Below are 24,175 nucleotides of genomic sequence, written 5' to 3'. Positions count from 1 at the left end.
TCAATAATGAAATTTATTTTACCTGCCGTATTATCCTCATTATTACTTGTGCCGACAGTGCAAGCAAATGAATATAAACTTGAGCCAACACACACTAAGGCTATGTTTTATATTGATCACTTTGGCACTTCGACCAATAGTGGTGGTTTTTATGAGATTGAAGGGGATTTAACTTATTCACCAGAAAAGAATATAGGAAAAATAAATGTTTCTATTCCAGTTAAAACATTAAATACGGGATTAAAGGCATTTGATAATCATGTGAAAAGTGCCGATATTTTAGATGCAGATAAATACCCAACAATTCAGTTTTCTTCAACACAATGGCATTTTTCTAATAATAAGCCTACATCTATTGATGGGTTATTAACAATGAAAGGGAAAACACTGCCAATTCATTTAACAGCAACTAAATTTAATTGTTATGAAAGCCCTGTATTTAATGCACCTGTTTGTGGGGGAGATTTTGAAACAACCATTAAACGTTCAGATTGGGGCGTAGACTTTTTAGTCAAAGAAGGAATGGCGGATAATATGACATTAAAAATTCAAGTTGAAGCTATTAAGCAGTAACTTAAGTTATATATTAAATATTCTTTCTATTTTAAAAGCCTTATTAAATAAAAGGCTTTTTTGTTTTTTATAAAATTAAATACAATTGAAAATAAAGATTAACTTAAAAATTTAACAAAGGAAAATAGCCTTTTTTATTTATTGATAATAATTATTTATTGTTGTATGTTATAAAATTGTAACTTGATAATTGGTTGTCTTTGTTTTATTTGAAGTTTGTATTCCATTGATTGTTTCTTATTCGTTAAATTCCTCTATGAAGTTTTAGGTTTTATCCTTAAATTAATAAGCTTTCCTCATCATAATTTATTTAATAAATATCGTTCGATTAAATAAAAATTTTTTACAATAAGTAAGTGTGACTTCTGTCACTCTACATTTCGATATTTCTTCAGTATGTTTATATACAGAGATTAGAAATTAATAAATCAGACATTTATTTATATTGCTTAATAACTTAAGCAAATAGGCTTCTTATTATCAAAAAAACGAAATGCAAATAGATATGTGCTGTTACATATATTAAATGCGTTAAGGATATCATAATGATCCATGCTTTTATTAAAAAAGGGAGCTTTCAGGATTCAGTAAGCCTGATGATTATTTCCCGAAAATTAAGTGAAGCCCCAGAGGTGGAAGAAATTTCCGTCATGATGGGAACACCAGCGAATAAATCTCTTCTCGATGTCACCGGTTTCTGGCACGACATGTTTAACGAAGCCACACCGAATGACATTTGTGTTTCGATTAAAGCGGAATCAGACGATCCTTCCATTATCGATATGATTTCTACGGCATTAGAGGAAGCACTGGCAGAGATAGCCAGTGGTCAAAAAGGTGGTAACAAATTAACGACAGTGCGTAGCTGGCGTACCGCTAAACAAAAAAGCACGAATGCCAATATGTTACTTATCTCTATTGCGGGGGAATATGCGGCTGAATTAGCTGATACCGGTTTAGAAGATGGCTGTAACGTTATGCTGTTCTCTGACAACGTTTCTATCGCAGATGAAAAAGCATTAAAAGAAAAAGCAGCTGCAAAAGGTCTGATTGTGATGGGGCCTGACTGTGGTACTGCGAATATTGCAGGTGCTCCTCTTGCTTTCGCTAACATTGCACCTAAAGGTTCAATAGGTATTGTGGGCGCATCAGGTACTGGTATTCAAGAAATCACCTCACAGATTGTTTTACAGCGCCAAGGTATTTCTCACTCCATTGGTTTAGGTGGGCGTGATTTAACTGAGCAAATTGGTGGCATCAGTGCAATAACAGCTATCAATATGCTGGCTGCTGATCCTAATACTCGAGTTATTGCTTTTGTTTCTAAGCCACCAGCGCCAGCTGTTCGCCAAAAAATCATTGCTGAAATGAAACGCCATAACAAACCGATTGTGGCTCAATTCTTAGGAACAAAACCTGAGAAATTCCAAGACGACAATATCTATTTCACTCGCACTTTAGATGAAACTGCACGTATTGCGGCTGAATTAGCTCGTGTTGAAGATATTGCCGCGGAATTACCAAAAGTAGCAGGTAAGAAAATCATTGGTCTTTATGCCGGTGGTACGTTAGCGGCTGAGTGCGCCATGTTGTTATCTGAAAAACTCAATGTTGAAGTCGATAACGAGCATAAACAAGGCACGATGCTAGATGCTGATGGTCACAAAATTATCGATATGGGTGATGACTTCTATACACAGGGTAAACCACACCCAATGATTGACCCATCTACACGTAACAAATTTATCAGTGAGCTAAGTAATAAAACTGAAGCGGGCGTGTTACTGGTTGATTTTGTTATTGGTTATGGCGCAACTCAAGATCCAGCTGGCGCGTTAATTCAGGAAATCAAAAAACTGAATGAGAAACGTGGCGAAGCAAATCCACTGATCACTATCGCAACTATCACGGGTACTGAAGACGATCCACAAAACCGTAGCGAACAGCAAAAACAGCTAAAAGAAGCGGGCATTATTGTGATGGATACGTTGCCAGAAGCCGTTTTATTAGCCAAAGAATTAATCCAGCCTCATCCAGCAGAAGCACATGCTGAAGTGTCGCCACTGCTTAACGGGATCTCTGTGATCAACGCAGGATTACGTAGCTTTGCAGACGATCTGCAATCAAGTGGCACCCCCGTTGTTCATTATCAGTGGGCACCTGTCGCAGGTGGCAATAAAAAACTGGCTGAAATATTAAAGAAATTGAAATAAGGAATTGCAGATATGTACTCAACTATCGAACAAGCGAATGAAGCAGTTATCGAACGTATCCGTGAAGCCCGTCCTCACTGGTGTGATGTTAGCTTAGCAAAAGAAGTTGTTCCTGCTTTAGAGACAGGTAAAAAATTACTTCACGCAGGTCCACCAGTAACTTGGGGGGAAATGAGTGGTCCTGTTCGCGGTGCATGTATTGGTGCTTCTTTATTTGAAGGTTGGGCAGAAACTGAAGAACAAGCATTGGCAATGTTAGAAGCAGGTGAAATTGAGTTTATTCCTTGCCATAACGTGAATGCAGTAGGCCCAATGGGCGGTATTACTTCTGCTCATATGCCAATGCTGGTTATCAAAAACCACATTCATGGTAACTACGCTTACTGCAACATGAACGAAGGTATCGGTAAAGTGATGCGCTTTGGTGCTTACGGTCCAGATGTGCAAGAGCGTTTACATTGGATGCAAAATAGCTTGGCGCCAGTATTAAAAGCAGCGATTGCAACGTTTGAAAACGGTATCGATCTGACGGCAATTATGGGACAAGCAATTACGATGGGTGATGAATTCCACCAACGTAACATCGCCGCATCTGCACTGTTACTGCGCCAGCTTGCACCAGTACTAGGCACTTTAGATTTCGAAGAAGCTGAAATCACAAAAGTAACTAAATTCCTGAGCATTACAGACCAATTCTTCCTGAACTTAGCAATGGCTTACTGTAAGGCTGCGATGGATGCGGGTGCTCAAATCAAGCAAGGTACTATCGTCACTGTAATGACACGTAATGGCAGCAACTTTGGTATCAAAATCAGCGGAATGGGTGACCAATGGTTTACCGCTCCAGTAAATACACCACAAGGTCTGTTCTTCTCAGGCTTTAGTCAAGCAGATGCGAATCCAGATATCGGTGATAGTGCAATCACTGAAACCTTCGGTATTGGTGGCGCAGCAATGGTTGCAGCTCCTGGTGTAACACGCTTTGTTGGGGCATCAGGTGGTATGGATGCGGCGCGTGAAGTGACTGAAGAAATGGCTGAGATCTATCTTGCACGCAACATGATGTTGCAAATTCCAACTTGGGATTTCCAAGGTGCATGTTTAGGTTTAGATGCTCGTCGCGTTGTTGAAACTGGGATCACGCCACTGATTAACACAGGGATTGCACATAAAGAGCCGGGTGTTGGTCAGATTGGTGCTGGTACTGTACGCGCACCTTTAGGTTGCTTTGAAAAAGCAATTGTTGCACTTGCTGAAGAGCTAGGCATCGACGCTTAATCTCGTTTTTTAACGACAAAGTGCAGCAATAAAGGGGGCATTATGCAAATTCAAGCACTTCAAACCAGCCAGCATATCACTGACTTTGAAGGTGAGATTAAATGTGTGGGCATTTATGACCATGCTTTGAATTTCATTTGCCCTCAACAACGCTTAATGACTTTTCATCGTGAAGGAAAAGGATTAAGCCCGATGGGATGGTTACTAAAACAAGATGATTTTGATTATTTTGCCAAACAGTGCCATCCCTCGATTGTGATGAGTCTTAAAAATCATCAAGTGACACTCGCAAATAAACTCACATTGATCGCAGGTCAAAGTGAGAATTTGCGCTTACAAGATAAAGCGAATTTAGATTTACGTTGGTTAGAAAGTTTTTTTTCTCTGTTATCTCCCTCGATTGCAACGGGGTTATACGGCTCATTGAAAAATTACCGTCAAATCGCGCAACTCAGTGAAATTAGATTACTAACTAAGCTATTTCATAACCAGCTATTAGGCAATGCGGTTAACTGGGCTATTTTTACAGGAAAAGGCCCCGGATTAACGCCAAGTTCAGATGATATGCTGGTGGGGATGCTATTTGCACATTATTTAGCAGAGCCAGAAAATAAACTTAATAATTTTTTTAATAACACACCGCCTTTATCTGAATTGACCACCATTGTCAGTAAGCATTATTTGGAATATGCCACACAGGGAATATTTTCTACCTATCTCATTCAACTAGGTAAAAAAATAAAGAATAAAGAGATTATTTTTAAGGATATGTTGGAAATACTCTCTATTGGTCATCATTCTGGTGCAGATACATTACTGGGCTTATGGATTGGTTACCAAACTAAAAAACAACAACAGCATATTGATTAATATTTTTTAATAAAAGAATTTATATAAACATTCGGATACGGATAATTATGAAAACAATTGTTATTGCTTTAGGCGGAAATGCATTATTGCAACGCGGGGAAGTTTTGTCTGCTGAAAATCAATATAAAAATATTGAATTGATGTCAGAGACAATTAATAAATTAGCTAAAGAGTATCGTGTTGTATTAGTACACGGTAATGGGCCTCAAGTTGGATTGCTTGCACTTCAAAACCTTGCATATCAAGATGTTCCTGCATATCCATTGGATATCTTAGTCGCAGAAAGCCAAGGTATGATTGGTTATATGATGATGCAGAAAATTAATCAAAATCATCCTGAACAAGCTATTACAACGGTAATGACTCGAGTTTCCGTTGATATTAATGATGAAGCATTTAACGATCCAAGTAAATTTATTGGCCCTATTTATGATGAAGCTGCTAAAGAAGAGTTAATTGCGAAGTATCAATGGACATTTAAACAAGACGGTAAATATTATCGTCGTGTTGTGCCATCACCAACACCGAAAAAGATTATTGATATCGAAGCAGTAAGACTTTTATTAGATAAAGGTCATATTGTTATTTGTGGTGGCGGTGGCGGTATTCCAGTCAACAATTCAAATAATGAATTTATTGGTAGTGAAGCTGTTATTGATAAAGATTTAACGGCGGCTTTAATTTCTCGTGAATTAAATGCAGAGCACTTTGTTATTTTAACAGAGGCAGATGCTATTTATAAAAATTGGGGTACACCAGAACAAGCTGCAATTCGTGAAGCAACACCAGAAGAACTTGCACCAATGGCTGTCGCTGATGGCGCAATGGGACCAAAAATCATGGCAGTGAGTGATTTTGTTAATGCAACAGGGCAACAAGCTCATATTGGTGCATTACAAAATATTCAACAAGTTATTGAAGGTCAGTCTGGCACTTTAATTTATCAGTCTTAATAAAAATGCTTTCAGGAGCGTCATTATGAACGATGCACAAGTGAATGAGAAAGGCAAAGTCCCTTATTGGGTTAAACTGACCATTATCTTCTTCTTTGGTTGGATTGCGCTGTATGGTAGCCGTGCTATTGTTGGCCCTTTAATGGTAAATATTGGTGCTGAGTTTGATCTGTCTAAAGCTCAACTTGGCTCCATCATGAGTATTTTCTTTATCGGATATACTGCACTAAATATTCCATCAGGCATGATTGGTGACTATTTAGGTAAGAAAAAAGTATTAGTAACAGGTGTTGTTCTCTTCGGTGGATTCACCATTATTGCGGGTATGATGCCAACTTACGTGACCTTTATGTTTGCATGGGTCATGGTGGGGATATTCCAAGGTTTCTATTATGGCCCTCAGTATGGTCTATCCTCAGAAGCGATACCAAAACATCGTATTACATTAGGTAGTGCGATTATCAATAGTGGTATGGCATTTGGTTTGTCTATTGGTTACTACATCTCAAGTATTTCTGTTGGTGAGATGGGAATGAGCTGGCGTGCTCCGTTCTATATCATTGGTGTGCCAATTATTATTATTGGTTTGGTTATGTTATGGATCATCAAAGATAAGCCAAAAGCACAACCTGCGGCAGAAAATGGCGCACCAAAACAAAAAGTTAAACTGACATTTAAAGATTTATTTGGTAATCGCAATATCAACCTTGCGTATGTCACCATCTTCTGTTCAATCTATGGCTTCTTTGTCTTAGTAACGTGGTTACCGTATTACTTAGAAACTGAGCGTGGAATTACTGGGACACAAATTTCAACTATCGCATCATTAATGCCGTGGTTTGCTATTCCTGGTTCACTTATTTTTAGCTGGGTTTCAGATAAAATTGGTCGCCGTAAACCTGTATTATTGATCATGTTACCGCTGTCATTAGTCGCTATTCTTGCTGTGCCAATGTCAGAATCAATGCCTGTGTTAATTGGCGCGCTGATCCTTTACGGCATTGTCGGTAAAATCAGCACAAACCCAGTACTTGTTGCTGTGGTTGCTGATAACTCACCGCGACATGCACTAGGTACATCATTTGGTGTTTATAACTGTATCGGTATGCTGGGTTCTGTTTTTGCACCAACATTAACTGGTTTCCTATCAGACAAAACAGGTAGCATGGACTCAGGTTTCTACTTTGCAGCTATTCTGATTTGTATCGGTATTGTGGCAAGCCTCTTTATTAAAGAAAGCAACAACAATAATGAAGAAGCAAAAGCATAGTACGCTATTCAGATAGTCACTGAATATACAGTAAAAGGGCAAACTTCGGTTTGCCTTTTTAATTTAAAGGATCGTAAAACGATTGCACACTCGGGTGATTTTGCTTAAACAACTCCACTAAATAACTGACTACTGCGCCTTTTTTATCTTCACACCATGCCAATGAAAGAGGAGAGTTATGACGACGATTTTTTACTTCTTTCGCAATTAACTGTCCGCTATCAATAAGTGGTTTGCATAAACTTAATGGCAAAAATCCTATTCCCACGCCTTTTAAATGACAGGCTAATTTTGTGTGTAAATCAGGTACACGGATCTCGTGCTGACCCGATAAGCGCCATGCAGTACGTTTAGAAAGATGGCGAGACGTATCTTCGACGTTTACAGCAGAATACATACGCATTTGATCATCACTTAATACACCACTGATATTGGCTAAAGGATGATTCGGCGCGACAACAAATTGCCATTGAATTTCGCCCATCGCACAAATGTTAATATTATTCTTAAGGGATTCATTACCCGTAACACCGATAGCAAAATGGTAATCTTCATTAATAAGTGCATCCCAAACACCCATATAGACTTGGCGAGTAATATGAAATTGGGTAGAAGGAAAACGTTGATGAAGACAAGCCAACATACTGGCAACAGCGGTGCGATCATAAAGAAGATTATTAATCACAATATTGACCTGATGTTCGACACCTGCGTTCATTTGTTGAAGTTCTATAGGCATTGATTCTAGCCATACAATCCATTGACGACATTTTTCTAATAGATATTCGCCTGCCGGTGTGAGTGTAACGGTTCTTGTGGTGCGATTAAAAAGTTGGGTACCAATATTTTCTTCTAATGTTTTTATACGGTAACTAATTGCCGCTGATGTTTTATGAAGCATATCGGCTGCTTTGGTAAAACTTTGGCAGTCGGCGACCTGTATAAAAGTGCGGATCATTTCTTGATCTAACATATTTTTGTCCTGATGGCGAAAGAGGCAAATTTTCAGCAGATAATGCTGAACTAAAAAAAAGAAAACAGAGCAAAGCTTACCTATTTTTTCTAAGGTCTATACCGTAAAGTGAGGCAACTTCTTATCGTATTAATGGATGTTATTATTTTGAGCTTGTTATTGTGTACCGAATGAAGTTTTGATTATTTATAGATAAGCGATAAAGCATACTAACAAAAATTTCATCGGATAATGGGCGCAATAAGAATATCTGTATTCTATTTGTGTGAGTGCTTTCACGTTTCACACATCCTTTTACTGATGAAGTTAAGATATCAGTAAAAGGTGGTGAAAGTTAGGATAAAAAATCCGTCGAGCCGATAAGAAAAAAAATCAATCAGGCTATTTTAAATGGGTAAGTAAAAAAGAGCAGGTGAGTCAGATTAAGTGCAAAGTGAAATAGCGTTGAAACCCAGAGCCGACCACTCCACATCCAAGCTAACCCATAAATAATCCCCGCGAGTGAAGCAAAAACAACTAACAATACTCCGCCTGCGAAATGTGCTAAACCAAAGATAGTGGCTGCTATTAATAGTGCAATATAAGGGGGAAGATAGCGTGATAATGTTTGCTGAATAACACCTCTAAATAATGCTTCTTCAGCGAGTGAGACAAAAAAGAGGTTCGCGAGAATAAATGCAGGTAACCACGATGGTAAATGCAATTCAATTGCTAATCCCCCTAGTTTTACGGCGATTAATAACAGTGCAGGAATGGCAATAATTAGCATTGCCCACTGTAATTTATTTGCTTCTTTTAATGGAGTGCAGACAAAAAGCGTAGGAATAAAGATCAGAAAAATAAAAGGTAATAATGCTTTGTCAGCATTGAAATAAAATGAAAAAGGGGCGCTTTTTATCCCTATAGCGGTGTGTGAAAGGTAACGTAAATTGTTAAAACCAGGAATAAGGTGAAAGGCTAACCCGCTGGCAATGATGATAAGTGCAAGAATGATGAACCCGCGTAGCAGTGGTTGTGTTTTATAACGTGAATAAGCAAATGCTAATAGCAGAATACCAAAAATAATGGGCAAAGTTTGCCATGTAATAACGCCAGTTATAAATGCGCTAACTGCCGTAAATGCAAGTGTAATAAGTGCAAGAGTGCGATTAAAACCCAAAAGTAATAAAGAAAAAGCAAGGAGTAGCCAAGTGATCATAATGATAAATAATCTAGAAAGAAAAGGAGCGTTAGGGTAAAAGATAGCAGCTTTCTAAGCTATCACTATAAATAAAAAAGTAGAGAAAGCAGACCTCTTTATGCGCAATAATTTTATTTAATTATTTGATTTATATGTAAAATATAATATATTGACTTTTAATCCAAAATTAAAACAAATGTTTAATTTATATAATGATAGTTAATTTATGATATTAAATTAGCATAAGTAAAACAGGGAATATAAAAATGCCGATAGTTTTAATATCGGCATTTTAGTTTATATAGGTTAGTTTGCTTTTGATTAAACAGAGTAAAACTAAACGTAAAAATAGCGAATAACGTGGAAGAAAATAGGGGCTGCAAAACAGAGCGAATCCATTCTATCCATCATGCCACCATGACCTTCGATCATCGTGCCAAAATCTTTTACTCCGCTATCTCTTTTGATTGCAGACATACATAAACCACCGGCAAAACCTGCCAATGTGATTACTAAAGAGAGTAAAAATGCAGCCCACCATGAGAAAGGCGTTGCCCACCACAACATCATGCCAATAAGGCTGGCAGAGATAATGCCACCAAAAAAGCCTTCCACTGTTTTATTTGGACTTAATTTAGGCACGATAGGATGTTTGCCAAATAATTTACCAAACACATATTGAAGTACGTCAGAAACTTGCACCACTATCATTAAAAAGAGCAGTAAATTGATATTACGGCCTTCGAAACCTTCAATTGGCAACATTAAAAGTGCGGGTGCATAACTTAGGCAATAAATTGCTATCATTACGCTCCATTGCACTTTTGCCATACGTTCTAAGAAGTGGCGAGTGTCACCTGAAAGTGCCATACGTGTTGGTATTAATAGAAAGGCGTAAACGGGAATAAATACTGCCATTAAGTTGTACCATTGCACACCAACAAGAATGTATTGGATAGGCAATATAACGAAGAAACACCAGAACAGCGCTTCATGGTCGCCACGATGTGTGGGTGTTAAGGTAATAAGTTCACGTAATGCAAGCCATGAGATAATAGCAAATAGGACGACAGAACCTATTGCTCCAATCCCTATTGCAACACCTGCAATAATACACATCACCCACCACGCATTGATCCTTGAATTAAGATTGGTGATGGTGGATGTAGGGCCTTTTACTGCTGCTAAAATAGCACCAATAATGCTGGCGATAATTAAGAAAGAGAAGAGTCCGATAAAGATCCAGAGGACTTCGTTATTAATACGTTCCATTGTGTAGCTCCTCTAACGCACTTTTTGCTCTTACTAGAAACTCTTGTTTACTTTCATGTTCATGAGTGGCTTCAATAGGGGCACCAAAAATTGCACTGCAAATAACAGGAACAACTAAGCGAGAGCCTTTGGGAAGAACTCTGTTTAAGTTTTCCAGATAAATAGGGACTAATTGAACATTCGGATTTTTACGAGAAAGATGCCAAAGACCTGTTTTAAAATCTTGAATAGATTCGCCATTACCTCGAGTACCTTCAGGAAAAATAATTAAAGAATCCCCTTGGTCTAAAATTTCTTGCATCAGAGCAAGTGCATTGGCTTTATTTGGTGCTGATGATGCAGCGTCATTAGCAAGTTGCTCTGCGCTTTCTCCGCAAGAATTTTCCTCTTGTGGAAAATTCATTTTGGCGGCATGACGAGGAATAAGAATAGCTCTAAAGATACGATGAGATAAATAACGGCGTAAGCGGTTTTTGTTCCAATAATCTTCAGCGGCAACGGGATGAACATAAGGGCGAATATTGGGTGAAAGACAAGACCAAATAACTAAGCCATCAAGATGACTAGAATGGTTAGCGTAATAAATACAAGGAATATCTTTTGCAATAGGAGAAGTTTGTTTAGCGCGAATACCTGTTAGGAATCGACAAATAGAGACTAAAACGGATGATACCACTTTTGCATCTAAAGCAAGTTTTCCATTTTTCATTAATCAGACACCTTGTGCTAAATCCCGTAAAATTCGACGGGTTCTGAAAATTGTGGTCAGCATTGAACCTAAAATAATAATCCATAATGAAATCAAAAAGAGCCATATTCCCCAAAGATTAGGAATAAATGCAGCAATAACAGCAACAGAGGTTAATAACGCCATTCGGTGTTGTTTTGCCATGGGGCCTGTAAATTGTTGATCTAGTCCACAAGCGCCACCTAATACACGAACATAAGCGGTCATTACTGCAAAAAAAGCGCACACCCAGCTCAACGTAATGGCCATAGAAAAGTCAGAAGATAGCCCATAACCGACACCCAAAATAATTAAAGTATCAGCAATTCTGTCTGGTAATTCATTATAAACAGCACCTACTGGACTTTTCATGCCTCCTTCGACGGCAACCATACCATCTAGTAAATTACAAATGAGGCGACCTTGGATCATGATAGCGCCAAGGAGCAGTAAAATTGAGCGTAATAGTCCAGATGTGTAGAAGAGGGCACAAAAGAGTGATAAGCCTGCAAGTAATGCAAATATGACACTAAACACGGAAATGCCGTTAGGCGTTGCCCCTTTTTGTTGTAAGTAGCGGCTGCACTTTGTAGCCCAGTTTGTTTGTCTTGCTTTTATCGGGCGACGGTTTTTATCTTGAGTGTTCATTTTTCTTTGTAAAAAGCGAGTTAGGAGGGTATAGCATAAGGGCATTTACTCAAAGTGAAAATAAGAATAAACGTATAAGTTTATCTTATATTTTTTTATGCAGATTAATTCCTTCTTTTTTTGCTCTTATTAAGACTATAAATAAATTATTAATAATCATTTGTTTTTCTAGGTGTTAATACTTATTTAGGGCTAGTGCATTATACTTACACAATGTGATCATTTAATGATGCTCTTTATTTGATTGTTATTAAGTAGAAATGGTAAATGATGTATTACATTAATTAAACTATAAAGAGAATAAATTTCTTAAGTAAAAGGGAGTATAAAAGGAAATACTTATTATTATTTCTTATTTTACTGTTTAAATAATCACAATTAAAACACTTCGATTAGAATTTTCTTATAAGGAATTTTTTGTTTAAATCGAAAATCAAAACGCATAACCAGTCTTTAAATGGGCATAAAAAAAAGAGACGGGAATTTCTTTTGTATTATTTTTTACTCATTAATAATTTTCTTCGTAAAATAAGAATAAAGGAAATGAGAAATTAGAAATGAGAATACTCATCTTTATAATAAGTAAAAAATGATTTATATCAAATGAAGGACTTCATTTATTCTTATATTGCTATTACTAATAAAAAACAATGATAATAGTTATTAATAATAGCGATTATGAAAATAAAATATACAAATGTTTTAAATTGAAATTAAACGAACACTAATGAAAGGGTGGCATCAAAATAAGTTGCCGCCCTTTCTATCGTAGAATGGTGTCTAGCGTATTAATTATTCCCATATTAGGTGTAATTCATCCAAAATAGAATATTTTTAGAAGTACAGCTTTCTCTCATTAATAAAATATAATGAAAATTAAACAGGTCATATCGTTATATAGTAAGATAATACAACCCATTGATAAATAGAAATCACATTGTAAATCAGTTTGCTCTTAAGTCATATTTCTTAAAGAAATCATACTATTGAACTAATTGTGGTAGTGATCTTATTTTCAATTTCGTATACATATTTGAACGATGCACTTCAACTGTACGAGGCGATAACGAAAGTTTTTCTGCCGCTTCTTTGCTCGTATTTCCGTCAAGGATCATCTCCATAACCTCTTTTTCTCTATTAGATAACTTACCAAATTTATCTTTTAGAGATATATATGTTCGGAATTGCTCAACTTCACTTTCATAATGTAGGAAAGATTCCGAGACAATATTAAGAAGTTCATTCACATTTAGAGGGCGAGTTAAATATTCGAAAGCCCCTGATTTAAATGCGTTACGACAACTCTCAATGGAACTATCCCCAGAAATAATAATAACAGGGATGATGTTTTTCAATTTGTTGAGTTCTTTAATCAGTGCAATTGATGGTGCTGCACTACTCTTTGTATTAATTATGATGCACTCTTTATGAGCTCCTTTTGTTGATGAAAAATAGTATTTCAAGAAAGCCTGCTCATTTGAATAGGTTTTCACATTAGCCGCTAAAGAAGAAAGAACGGCTTTAAGTTGAACTTTTGTACTGTCATCTTCAAAAGTGATTAAGTGGATTATTGATTCCATATGTTGCTCCTGGTTTTACTCTGCTCTTACACTAAAAGTGAATGAGTAACGAAATTTGACTAATTTATAAGTTTTTTATGTAGGGTAACATTCACGCAACGGAGCCATATTCAGAATATATCAAATTAAAAATGATTAATACTTCTGTATTATATTATAGATAAAATATCAGAACTTTGTTTTGTTTCAATATTTGTATTTTATAGATAAGAATAATTTATTTCTATAATGAAAGGATGAGATAACTATTATTAATTGTAACTAAGTTTTTTATCGTAAGTGATTTTAACTATATTAAACTCACTTAATAAGTAAAAAAATAATATATTTAGGTGTTTTTTTATGAAGTAATTAATAGTCGCATTTAGTTACAATACAATTCCCTTTGTGGCTTTTTGGCTTTACTTCTTGTAAAATAGCACTTTATTTCTACTGACCCTTTTTAATAAACCAACCGAGCCAATGCTATGGCGTCACTGAAAGATGTAGCTCGACTTGCATCCGTTTCTTTGATGACAGTCTCAAGAGCGATTAATAACCCTGAGTTATTAAAACCAGAAACACTGAAACAAGTCCAAAATGCGATTGATCAACTTAACTATGTTCCAGATTATTCTGCACGAAAAATTCGTGGTCAAGGAACAAAAGTATCATCAATTGGTGTTCTGGCAATTGATACCGCAACGACACCGTTTTCTGTGGAAATGATTTTATCGATAGAACAAACCGCAAGAGAATTTGGTTGGAGTTCATTTGTTGTTAATTTGACTGCACAAGATTGTTATGAAAATGCCATTTGGCAACTTTTGGCTCAACGTCCAGATGGTATTATTTATACCACGATGGGGTTGCGTGAAATCACCGTACATGAAAAGTTGCTCGATAAGAATTTAGTGTTAGCAAACTGTTTAGATAAAACGCACGCTTTTCCAACTTATATTCCCGATGATTATCATGGACAGTATTTTGGGATGAAAAAAGTCATCGAGAAAGGGTATCGCCGTCCTTTGTGCTTTTATATACCTGAAGAGTCTGTTGCAGGTCCTATTCGTCGTAAAGCCGTTGAAGATGCTTGGCAAGAGGCTGGGCTACCATTGGCGGATCTACAACAATATACGATGATGTTTGGAGATGAACACTACCGTGATGTGATTGAAATATTGAAAAAGCATTGTGTTCATCAAAAGGCTGACTTTGATATTCTCATTTGTGGTAATGACCGTATCGCTTTTCTCGCTTACCAAGTTTTACTTTCTATGGGGTTACGTATTCCAGAGCAAGTGGCTGTTTTGGGATACGATAATATGATTGGTACGGGAGAATTGTTTTATCCACCATTAACAACGGTACAACTGCCTCATTATGAATTAGGTAAAGAGGCGACGTTGCATATTATTCAAGAACGAAACCATAGAGATACCGTACACGTACCTTGTCAATTAGTTGAACGTGAGTCTATTTAAAGACTCACGTCTTACTTACCTTCTCAATATCAGTAAATACTATTTAGCAGCCAATATTGACCATTAATCAGTGTTGCATCGCCATTCATGGCAAAAAGACGTAAAGTTTGAGTATCTTGTTGAGCATAATATCGGCTGCTAAAGGTGAATTCGCCTTTATTTACAAAGACTTCAATTGATGAACGATCAATAAAAATACGTAAATTCAATTCACAACCTTCAGGTAATGGAATACTTCTAGCTCCACTCATATTGTGCTGAGGATAATGGCGGTTAAGAACTAAACGATGTGATTGATTATCAACAAATAGCTCAAGCCCTTCACCTAGCCATAAGCCAAATTTTTCAGCATGACTGTCTAAAGATAACGTTAAGTCGAGTTCGATAGCGGCAGTATTATTTATTAGCTCGATAGATTGATTACTGAGTGTTAATGGCTGGATAGTCTGTTTTTCTTGGCGCAATGATTCGACTTCTTTAACGGGGATCATGCGTAAGCGATTTTTGGATTTATCAAACGTGATTTCACGAGGGAGTGTAAAACAGCCAGACCAAAATTCAGATTTTGAAGGCATTGGCGAATTCCACATATCCATCCATCCCATTGAAATACGACGACCATCAGGTGTCGTAAATGATTGTGGCGCATAATAGTCATGGCCATTATCAAGTTCAATAAAGTGACCTTGTGGTTTAAAAGGTTGATTTGGCGACCACTGGCCAATTAATGCCCCTGATTGAAAGAGATTGCGATATTGATAGCCTTCGGCTCGTTTTCCTTGTGGTGAGAAGACGATTGCAAATTCGTTTTCTTGGCTAATAGGGAAGAAATCAGGGCACTCCCACATATAGACATTTTTATCATCCGTTTTTCCTAAAACAGTGTAATCGTTGTTCCACTGTTGACCTTCCTCAAATAAGGTTTCGCTAGAGAAAAGTAGGACTTGTCCTTGATCTTTTTCATCACGAGCACCAACAACCATCCACCATTTACCGTCTTGATACCAGACTTTAGGATCACGAAAATGCATATAACCTTTAGGGGGTTCTAAAACGATCCCTTTTTTCTCAAAATGAATGCCATCTTCACTGATAGCAACACATTGCGCTTCATAGATTTGATTATCATCCCCTTCGGCGGCTAACCAATTGTGTCCGGTATAGAAAAGATAGAGTTTACCTTCATGGCTAATTGCTGATCCTGAGAAGCAACCACTTTTGTCGTAGTCATCTCCTGGTGCTAACGCAATAGGTTGATGTTGCCAGTGGATCATATCGGTACTTGTGGCATGTCCCCAATGCATTGGTCCCCAATCTTGAGAATAAGGATGGTGCTGATAAAAGGCGTGATATAAACCATCATGATAAATAAGACCATTAGGATCATTTAACCAACCCGCAGGCGCTGCCAAATGAAACTGGGGATAAAATTTATTGCCTCGTTTTTCAATCAAGGTATTTAGGGCTTTTGTTGATTGTTCTAAGCGGTGTTTCATATCATTATCCTTATTATATTTTAGAGTTATTAGTGTGTTTTTAAGATCACAGAAGGGTAAAGAACAGATGTAATCACACTATTACTCCTGTTGTTAACGATAACATTTAGAGTGAAAAAAATACGATGCATGAGATTGACTTTATCATCTTATCTCATTATGTTAACGTTATCAGTGTGGATTTACGAGCAATATCTTTACTTATTCGTTATGAATAGTCATAAAAACAGAATATAGTTAAGAAAAATAATTGCTTATCTTCAGGAGAGATTATGAAAGTCTGGTCTTTAGGTGACGCTGTTGTTGACTTGATCCCATTGCAAAACATGCAATATGAAGCATGTGCTGGTGGCGCGCCAGTCAATGTTGCTGCTGGCGTTGCTAAGCTTGGTCAACAAAGTGGTTTTATTGGACGTGTAGGTGAAGATGCGTTCGGCCATTTTATGCAAAAAACATTGTTTGATCTGGGCGTTGATACTCGTGCAATGGAATTTGATGAGTTTCATCGTACCAGTACTGTTCTTGTCTCTTTACAAGAAAATGGTGAGCGTGATTTTACTTTTTTAGTTGCTGAGTCTGCGGATCAATTTTTAACAGAAAAATCTTTACCTGCGTTTGAAAAAGATATTTTGCATTTTTGCTCTTTAGCATTAGTGAATCCCATTTGTCGCTCGACCTTAGATTGTGCAATCAAAAATATTAAAGAAAGCGGTTCACTACTGAGTTTTGATATTAATTTACGACCTCAAATGTGGCGTGATCATGAAGAAATGCGCGAAGTTATTGATAATTATGCGCATAAAGCAGACATATTAAAATTATCCGAAGATGAGCTTACGTGGATGACACAAGAAGTGACATTGAATAATGCACTTAAAAAATTAGAAGATTATCCCGCTCGTTTAAAAGTGATCACCCAAGGCTCTAAAGGTTGTTTAGTTTTAACGCCAAATACCCAAGTCGCATTTAGTGCCTTTATCGTTGAATGTATTGATACAACCGGTGCTGGCGATGCCTTTATGTCAGGCTTGTTAGCTGCGCTTGCTGAATATGGTTTTGCTGAAGATGAACCATATCTATCAAAAATAGTGACGCAAGCAGCTGCTTGTGGCGCTTTAGCCACCACTAAAAAGGGGGCAATAGCCGCGGCACCAAGTCGTAAAAAATTACATGATTTTGTTCAGCAGCAACCGCCTTTACATGTTAGGGAGATTTTCTAACAACTTACCCATTTTTTCTGGTTGTGGTTTTTACCACGGTTTTCCCTTAATGGATTTTCCTATTCTCCATTTATAACGACTTTTCTCGGAGTGGTTATTTGTGGAGATTTTTTTATCTCATCTATGCTGTTGTACTGATGTTTAATCAATCAATCAGCGATGCTGATCATATTGTTCTGTCGGTTTTAAGCGTATGATATTAAATCTTATCGACTTTTATTGATGGAACATTAAATGTGGGCTCAATCGGGCGCGGTATTAGCCATTTTTTCTTATATTCTTTGGGGAATTACTCCTCTGTTTTATCGGCTGTTACCGGGAGCGCAGCCGTTAGAAATGTTGGCTCAGCGTTTGATCTGGTCTATCCCTCTTTTATTACTCGTACGACTCTTTATTAAAAATAGGACACGATGGCGCGCTGTTTTACAAGATAAGCGCTCTATTTTTATGTGTCTATTTAGCTCAATGGCTATGGCCGTTTCTTGGTGTACATTTACCTATGCATTAACACATCAACAAGTATTAGAAGCGAGCTTGGGGTATTTTATTAATCCGCTTTTCTCAATTTTATTAGGAGTCATATTTCTTAAAGAAAAGCTTAATTCAGCAGAAAAATGGGCTGTTGCTTTAATTTGTGCTGGTGTGGGCTATCAATTGTGGATGTACGGTGAATTACCTGTATTGGCTATAATGATGGGCGGTGCATTTGCTGTATATGGATTAATTCGTAAGTTTATTCGTTTTGATGTGATCACGTCTTTATTTATGGAAACTCTTTGGTTAATGCCATTAGCAATAGGCGCTACGATTTGGTTGGTTGTTACCGATAAAAGTGCATTACCTTCGGCTGATAATTTGACTCGTTTTTATTATATCTTAACAGCACCAGTGACTATCTTGCCGTTATTATTCTTTACTGCTGCAGTCAAACGAACCACGTTAACCGTGATAGGATTAGCGCAATACATTGAACCTACCATTCAATTTTTACTGGCTGTTTTCTTATTCCACGAAGCTTTTGATGAAGTAAAAGGCGTGAGTTTCTCACTGATTTGGTTAGGACTTTTATGCTGTATCTTAGCACTTATCCGAAAACGCCTTAATTATCTAAAAATTCAAAAAGGAAAGCGTAGCCAAACAATGTAATTGTTTTATTTATCTGTCTGATTATTTTTTTGTCTGGCTATTTTTCTATCAAGCTAAATCCGCTATGCTATATGAAAGGCAATCGTTTGCGTGATTGTGATTTTTATTAATGGTGAGGATAAAAAATGACAGTGCTGGGTACGGCTCTTACAGCAAGTGCAACAAAAGTGATGTTATTAGGTGCCGGTGAATTAGGCAAAGAAGTCGCGATAGAATGCCAACGCTTGGGAATTGAAGTGATTGCCGTTGATCGCTATATCAATGCTCCAGCTATGCATATTGCTCATCGTCATTATGTTGTAAATATGTTGGATAGCGATGCGTTAAAGCAAGTTATTGAACAAGAGCGACCTGATTTTATCGTTCCTGAAATTGAGGCTATTGCAACAACGTTACTGGTTGAATTAGAACAAGCGGGGCAAAAAGTTGTTCCTTGTGCCCGTGCTGTAAAGCTAACTATGGATAGAGAAGGTATTCGTCGTTTAGCCTCGGAAACACTGCATTTACCTACATCGAACTATCAATTTGTTGATGATGAAGTGAGCTTTAAAAAAGCTGCTCTAGAAATAGGCTTCCCTTGTATTGTAAAACCTGTCATGAGTTCATCTGGAAAAGGGCAAAGTGTTATTCGTAATGAAAACGATTTAGCTCAAGCTTGGACTTACTCGCAAGAGGGCGGGAGAGCAGGAAAAGGACGCGTTATCGTTGAAAAAATGATCCCGTTTGATTTTGAGATCACGTTACTGACTATTCACGCTGTTGATGGTACCCATTTTTGTGCCCCTATTGGTCATCGACAAGAAAAAGGGGATTACCGTGAATCATGGCAACCTCAAAAGATGAGTGACATCGCGCTTGCTAAAGCACAGCATATTGCGAGTAAAGTGGTTGAGAACTTAGGGGGCTATGGTTTATTTGGTGTTGAGTTGTTTGTTCAAGGTGATGAGGTATTTTTTAATGAAGTCTCACCTCGCCCTCATGATACTGGATTGGTGACACTAATTTCTCAAGATTTATCAGAGTTTGCGCTTCATGTTCGTGCTTTTTTAGGCTATCCCATTGGTGGAATTCGCCAATTAGGCCCTTGTGCATCAGCGGTTATTTTACCTGAGCTTTATAGTACGAATATTGTGTATTCTGGTATTGAAAAAGCATTGAAGGCGGATCGTCAAATTCGCCTTTTCGCCAAGCCTGAAATTGCGGGTTCTCGCCGTTTAGGTGTTGTACTTGCTCACGCTGATACGATAAAACACGCATTAGATGAAGCAAAAGCAGGTGCTAACGCTATCATTGTCAATGACGCCCAAAAATAGCGATGTAACATAAGATTACTTACCGCTAAGAAGGGAACCTAACTTAGCGGTAAAAATCCAGCTTTAATAAAATACGCTTTAGCATAAGGAGATAATATCTCCTGATATAAACTATAAGCCTGAGAATGAATAAGTGTTGCACAATAGTGCGCGGTAACATTAAAAGGCTTTGGAATATCGAATATCTTTAATTCAGGAAATTGACTGAGTTGTGCTTGATAGTGCTGGTAGCCAATAAAGGCATCAGCTTGATGTGTTGTAATTAAGTAATGAGCAGCCATTCTACCTTGAGGGATAGTAAGTGAATGCTTACCTCCAACCAAAGAAAGTGCTCGCATTTTTAATGCCTGACTTAACTCTGGATTAATTTGTGCAATATTATTAAAAAGTTGCCAACTGTAATCCCCTGATGGATCTGCTTTTGGTGTGGATATCGCTAATTTTAATGCGGTATTTGATAATACACTAAGCCAGTTATCTTCTTCATTTACACCGTTACGACGAGCGGTAATGCAAAGCTGATTGGCAATAAAAGGGGCATATTGCAGTGCAAAGCCTTTCTTGATTAATTGTTGAGCATTATTTTCATCAGCAGAAAGAAATAAATGACAGGTTTCCCCTTGTTCAATTCGTTGACGCAAAAGTCCAGCGGGTCCAAATGTAAGCGCCCACTTTTCGCCTGTTTTCTGCTTATAATGCTCAATAAAAGCAGGTAGTGTGGTTTTTAAGCTACCTGCTGCAAAAAGGGAAAATATCATGGTGTTATATCTTACTCTTTTCCTTGATATTGAGTACGATAGAATTTTTGATACCAATCATTAGCTGCTTTTTGCATATCGATATCACTAAATTTTTCAGGATAGAGTTTTTTTGCCATCCACAATTCACCGATTGCCATGGCTTCTGGCATTGGATAACCCCACGCTTTTGCATATTCAGGCATTAAATAAATGCGATTGTTTTTAACCGCACTAATCACTTGCCAACGTGCATCTTGTTTGATTTCATCAACAACTTGAGGGTATCTGTCTTGAATAAAAATAACTTCTGGATCCCATGCAATAACTTGCTCTAAAGAAACTTGTTTATAGCCTTTGACGGTTGATGAGGCAACATTAAAGGCGCCTGCATGTTCCATCATAAGTCCCGTGTATTTTCCTGAGCCATAAGTGGTTAAATCAGGATTGGCCATATAGGCACGGACTCGTTGCGATTTAGGAATATCTTGTAAGCGCTGGCTAACCTGCTCACGTTGTTTAAAGGTATCGTTAACTAATGCTTGTGCATTTTCTGATTTATTGACGATATCACCAATCAATAAAATACCTTCTTTTAGCCCTTCGTTATAAGCCTGTTCTTCGTTTTGTAATGTTGGATTAAGCTTTGATTTATCGTCGTTACTCTCTTTACGCAATGAAATTGCAACAACAGGAATACCCAATGCAGAAATCTTATCAATCATCTCTTTAGGGGCATAATTGGTGACAAAGACAACTTGAGGTTGCAGTTTGACTAAACTCTCTGCATCAAAACTGGTGAGATCACCGACTTTAGGTGTTTTCTCTAGCGATGGTGCTAATTGTGCATATCCATCACCAAGTTGTTGCTTCCAATTAGACATCACGCCAACAATTTTATCTGTTGCATCAAGCTGAACTAATAAATTGAGGGTTTGATGTTGTAAAACTACCGTTCTTTCTACTTTATCTGGAATGGTAACGGTGCGACCAATTTGGTCTACGATTTGTCTATCTGCATAAGAGAAAAAAGAGAGGGAGAGTAAGCCAATACCCAATAAACAGTGCTGTAATAACGCTTTCATAGTTATAAACCCAAGTTAATATCGCTGTATAATAAAGTATACAACTAAAAATATCCAACAAGTATTATTTTGGCTCAAACTTTAATCATATAAGGTGCGTAATCACTTTTATTAGCTTAATTTCTTACTCAACCCTTGAAACTTGCTTAACTATCCCCACTTTTTATCCATATTGATTTTTTTCGCCAAATTAGGATTAATTGAGGTAAAAATGAGTATGAAAGGTCAGGAAACAAGAGGATTTCAGTCAGAAGTTAAACAACTTCTTCAATTAATGATCCATTCTCTTTACTCCAATAAAGAAATTTTCCTTCGCGAATTGATTTCTAACGCATCAGATGCGGCTGATAAATTGCGTTTCCGTGCATTATCAGATGCAGCGCTTTATGAAAATAACGGCGAGTTGCATGTACGCATTTCCACTGATAAAGAAGCTCGTACTCTGACTATCAGTGATAATGGTATTGGTATGACTCGTGATGAAGTCATTGATAATCTCGGTACTATTGCAAAATCAGGTACAAAATCATTCTTAGAATCTATCGGACAAGATCAAGCTAAAGATAGCCAATTAATTGGTCAGTTTGGTGTTGGATTCTATTCTGCGTTTATTGTTGCAGATAAAGTGACAGTACGCACTCGGGCTGCTGGTGAAAGCGCCGATAAAGGTGTTTTTTGGGAATCTGAAGGTGAAGGTGATTACACCGTTGCTGATATTGAAAAAGCTGATCGTGGTACTGAAATTACGCTTCATTTACGTGAAGGTGAAGATGAGTATTTAGATGATTGGCGCTTGCGTAGCATTATTAGTAAATATTCCGACCATATTTCTCTGCCTGTTGAAATTGAAACGAAAAATGAAGAAGACGGCACTGTAACATGGGAAAAAATTAATAAAGCGCAAGCACTGTGGACTCGAAACAAAGCTGAAGTGAGTGATGAAGAGTATAAAGAGTTTTATAAACATATCTCTCATGATTTCGCAGATCCATTAAGCTGGGCACATAACCGTGTAGAAGGTAAGCAAGAATATACAAGCTTATTATATGTGCCTTCAAAAGCGCCTTGGGATTTATGGAATCGTGAACAACGCCATGGTTTAAAACTCTATGTTCAGCGTGTCTTTATTATGGATGAAGCTGAGCAGTTTATGCCTAATTACCTACGTTTTATCCGTGGGTTAGTGGATTCTAATGATTTACCGTTAAACGTTTCTCGTGAAATTTTACAAGATAGCTCTGTTACACGTAATTTACGCAGTGCATTAACTAAGCGTGCATTACAGATGTTGCAAAAATTGGCAGAAAACAAGCCTGAAGAGTATCAAGCATTCTGGAAAGAGTTTGGTTTAGTCTTAAAAGAAGGCCCCGCAGAAGACTCATCTAACATTGAAACTATTGCTAAATTACTGCGTTTTGCATCAACGCATAATGACAGCGATGCTCAAACAGTTTCACTGAAAGATTACGTTAACCGTATGGTCGAAGGCCAAGAAAAAATCTATTACATCACTGCTGATAGCTATGCCGCTGCGAAAAATAGCCCTCATTTAGAGCTGTTCCGCAAAAAAGGTATCGAAGTACTGCTGTTATCTGATCGTATTGATGAGTGGATGATGAATTACCTGACTGAGTTTGATGGCAAATCATTCCAGTCTGTCAGTAAAGCAGATGAATCTCTTGATAAACTTGCTGATGAAGAGAAGCAGGCTGAGCAAGAAGAAACAGATAAACAATTAGCACCTTTTGTTGAACGCATTAAAACCTTGCTAGGGGATAAAGTTAAAGATGTGAAATTAACACATCGTTTAACAGATACTCCGGCAATTGTGACAACCAGTGCTGATGAAATGACAACACAAATGGCCAAGTTGTTTGCAGCAGCAGGACAAGCAGTACCAGAAGTGAAATATAACTTTGAGCTGAACCCAAATCACCCATTAGTGAAACAAACTGCCGAGTTAACCGATGAAGCGTTGTTTGCGGATTGGGTAAATTTATTGCTGGATCAGGCTCTATTTGCTGAAAGAGGCTCTTTAGAGGATCCAAACCAGTTTATTCGCTTAGTGAATCAACTTTTAGTTCAAAAAGCGTAACTGTTTTCGTTTTCAAACATTTAAACCACGTTTATCTGAAAAGAGAGCGTGGTTTTTTCTTTTTCGATAAAAAATAAAATGCA

At 37.4% G+C, this 24,175-nt stretch carries 20 protein-coding genes; 11 read left to right on the top strand and 9 right to left on the bottom strand.

Features of this window, described 5'->3' with window-relative positions:
• Positions 1–3: 3 nt before the first annotated feature.
• From ACNARN_RS17760 to ACNARN_RS17735, 6 genes are all read left to right on the top strand, one after another.
• Positions 4–573: a YceI family protein gene (locus ACNARN_RS17760; RefSeq protein ID WP_409279655.1), complete on the top strand. Its 570-nt coding sequence runs from the start codon at positions 4–6 to the stop codon at positions 571–573.
• 545 nt (positions 574–1,118) lie between these two features.
• Positions 1,119–2,786, top strand: a complete 1,668-nt coding sequence (locus tag ACNARN_RS17755) for an acyl-CoA synthetase FdrA (RefSeq protein ID WP_198625903.1) — start codon at positions 1,119–1,121, stop codon at positions 2,784–2,786.
• A 12-nt stretch (positions 2,787–2,798) separates the two neighbouring features.
• A complete protein-coding gene (locus ACNARN_RS17750; RefSeq protein ID WP_100160111.1) occupies positions 2,799–4,064 on the top strand; it encodes a DUF1116 domain-containing protein in 1,266 nt (421 codons plus the stop codon).
• Positions 4,065–4,106: 42 nt separating this feature from the next.
• Complete coding sequence (locus tag ACNARN_RS17745; protein ID WP_198620863.1) at positions 4,107–4,934, top strand: DUF2877 domain-containing protein; 828 nt, start codon at positions 4,107–4,109, stop codon at positions 4,932–4,934.
• Positions 4,935–4,981: 47 nt separating this feature from the next.
• A complete protein-coding gene (locus tag ACNARN_RS17740) occupies positions 4,982–5,887 on the top strand; it encodes a carbamate kinase (protein WP_160230627.1) in 906 nt (301 codons plus the stop codon).
• 25 nt (positions 5,888–5,912) lie between these two features.
• Entirely contained in the window at positions 5,913–7,157 is a 1,245-nt protein-coding gene (locus tag ACNARN_RS17735) for an MFS transporter (protein WP_196533970.1), read from the top strand.
• Positions 7,158–7,215: 58 nt separating this feature from the next.
• Here the strand turns inward: ACNARN_RS17735 and allS are convergent, their stop codons facing one another.
• The 6 genes from allS to ACNARN_RS17705 form a co-directional block, all read right to left on the bottom strand.
• The gene (gene allS / locus ACNARN_RS17730; RefSeq protein WP_198620862.1) at positions 7,216–8,130 is read right to left on the bottom strand and encodes an HTH-type transcriptional activator AllS; all 915 of its coding nucleotides are present in this window, start codon (positions 8,128–8,130) and stop codon (positions 7,216–7,218) included.
• Positions 8,131–8,506: 376 nt separating this feature from the next.
• Entirely contained in the window at positions 8,507–9,328 is an 822-nt protein-coding gene (locus ACNARN_RS17725; RefSeq protein ID WP_198620861.1) for a CPBP family intramembrane glutamic endopeptidase, read from the bottom strand.
• A 318-nt stretch (positions 9,329–9,646) separates the two neighbouring features.
• Positions 9,647–10,582, bottom strand: a complete 936-nt coding sequence (locus ACNARN_RS17720) for a phosphatidate cytidylyltransferase (RefSeq protein ID WP_198620860.1) — start codon at positions 10,580–10,582, stop codon at positions 9,647–9,649.
• Entirely contained in the window at positions 10,569–11,291 is a 723-nt protein-coding gene (locus ACNARN_RS17715) for a lysophospholipid acyltransferase family protein (RefSeq protein ID WP_198620859.1), read from the bottom strand. Before ACNARN_RS17715 ends, ACNARN_RS17720 begins: the two co-directional genes overlap by 14 nt.
• A 3-nt stretch (positions 11,292–11,294) precedes the next feature.
• Positions 11,295–11,957, bottom strand: a complete 663-nt coding sequence (locus ACNARN_RS17710; RefSeq protein WP_198625900.1) for a CDP-alcohol phosphatidyltransferase family protein — start codon at positions 11,955–11,957, stop codon at positions 11,295–11,297.
• Between the two features lie 983 nt (positions 11,958–12,940).
• Positions 12,941–13,537, bottom strand: coding sequence for a response regulator transcription factor (locus ACNARN_RS17705; protein WP_416304781.1), 597 nt, complete (start codon positions 13,535–13,537; stop codon positions 12,941–12,943).
• Between the two features lie 467 nt (positions 13,538–14,004).
• On the opposite strand from ACNARN_RS17705, the gene ACNARN_RS17700 reads away from it, so the two are divergent.
• A complete protein-coding gene (locus tag ACNARN_RS17700; protein WP_196533975.1) occupies positions 14,005–15,000 on the top strand; it encodes a LacI family DNA-binding transcriptional regulator in 996 nt (331 codons plus the stop codon).
• A 29-nt stretch (positions 15,001–15,029) separates the two neighbouring features.
• Here ACNARN_RS17700 and ACNARN_RS17695 read toward each other — a convergent pair whose 3' ends face one another.
• Positions 15,030–16,496, bottom strand: a complete 1,467-nt coding sequence (locus ACNARN_RS17695; RefSeq protein WP_416304780.1) for a glycoside hydrolase family 32 protein — start codon at positions 16,494–16,496, stop codon at positions 15,030–15,032.
• Between the two features lie 272 nt (positions 16,497–16,768).
• On the opposite strand from ACNARN_RS17695, the gene ACNARN_RS17690 reads away from it, so the two are divergent.
• The 3 genes from ACNARN_RS17690 (at position 16,769) to purT (ending at position 20,175) form a co-directional block, all read left to right on the top strand.
• A complete protein-coding gene (locus ACNARN_RS17690) occupies positions 16,769–17,716 on the top strand; it encodes an aminoimidazole riboside kinase (RefSeq protein ID WP_109371377.1) in 948 nt (315 codons plus the stop codon).
• Positions 17,717–17,950: 234 nt separating this feature from the next.
• A complete protein-coding gene (gene rarD, locus ACNARN_RS17685; protein WP_109371375.1) occupies positions 17,951–18,862 on the top strand; it encodes an EamA family transporter RarD in 912 nt (303 codons plus the stop codon).
• A 125-nt stretch (positions 18,863–18,987) separates the two neighbouring features.
• A complete protein-coding gene (gene purT, locus ACNARN_RS17680) occupies positions 18,988–20,175 on the top strand; it encodes a formate-dependent phosphoribosylglycinamide formyltransferase (protein WP_198625896.1) in 1,188 nt (395 codons plus the stop codon).
• Positions 20,176–20,213: 38 nt separating this feature from the next.
• Here the strand turns inward: purT and ACNARN_RS17675 are convergent, their stop codons facing one another.
• Complete coding sequence (locus ACNARN_RS17675; RefSeq protein WP_198620854.1) at positions 20,214–20,933, bottom strand: substrate-binding domain-containing protein; 720 nt, start codon at positions 20,931–20,933, stop codon at positions 20,214–20,216.
• 11 nt (positions 20,934–20,944) lie between these two features.
• Positions 20,945–21,997, bottom strand: a complete 1,053-nt coding sequence (locus tag ACNARN_RS17670) for an ABC transporter substrate-binding protein (RefSeq protein WP_232797520.1) — start codon at positions 21,995–21,997, stop codon at positions 20,945–20,947.
• Positions 21,998–22,208: 211 nt separating this feature from the next.
• Between ACNARN_RS17670 and htpG the strand changes: the two genes are divergently transcribed.
• Entirely contained in the window at positions 22,209–24,092 is a 1,884-nt protein-coding gene (gene htpG / locus ACNARN_RS17665) for a molecular chaperone HtpG (protein WP_416304779.1), read from the top strand.
• Positions 24,093–24,175: the final 83 nt, after the last annotated feature.

The sequence above is a fragment of the Proteus sp. TSJ240517 genome (assembly GCF_047921575.1).
Taxonomy (GTDB): Bacteria; Pseudomonadota; Gammaproteobacteria; order Enterobacterales; family Enterobacteriaceae; genus Proteus.
This window is presented reverse-complemented; position numbering and strand designations above follow the sequence as displayed.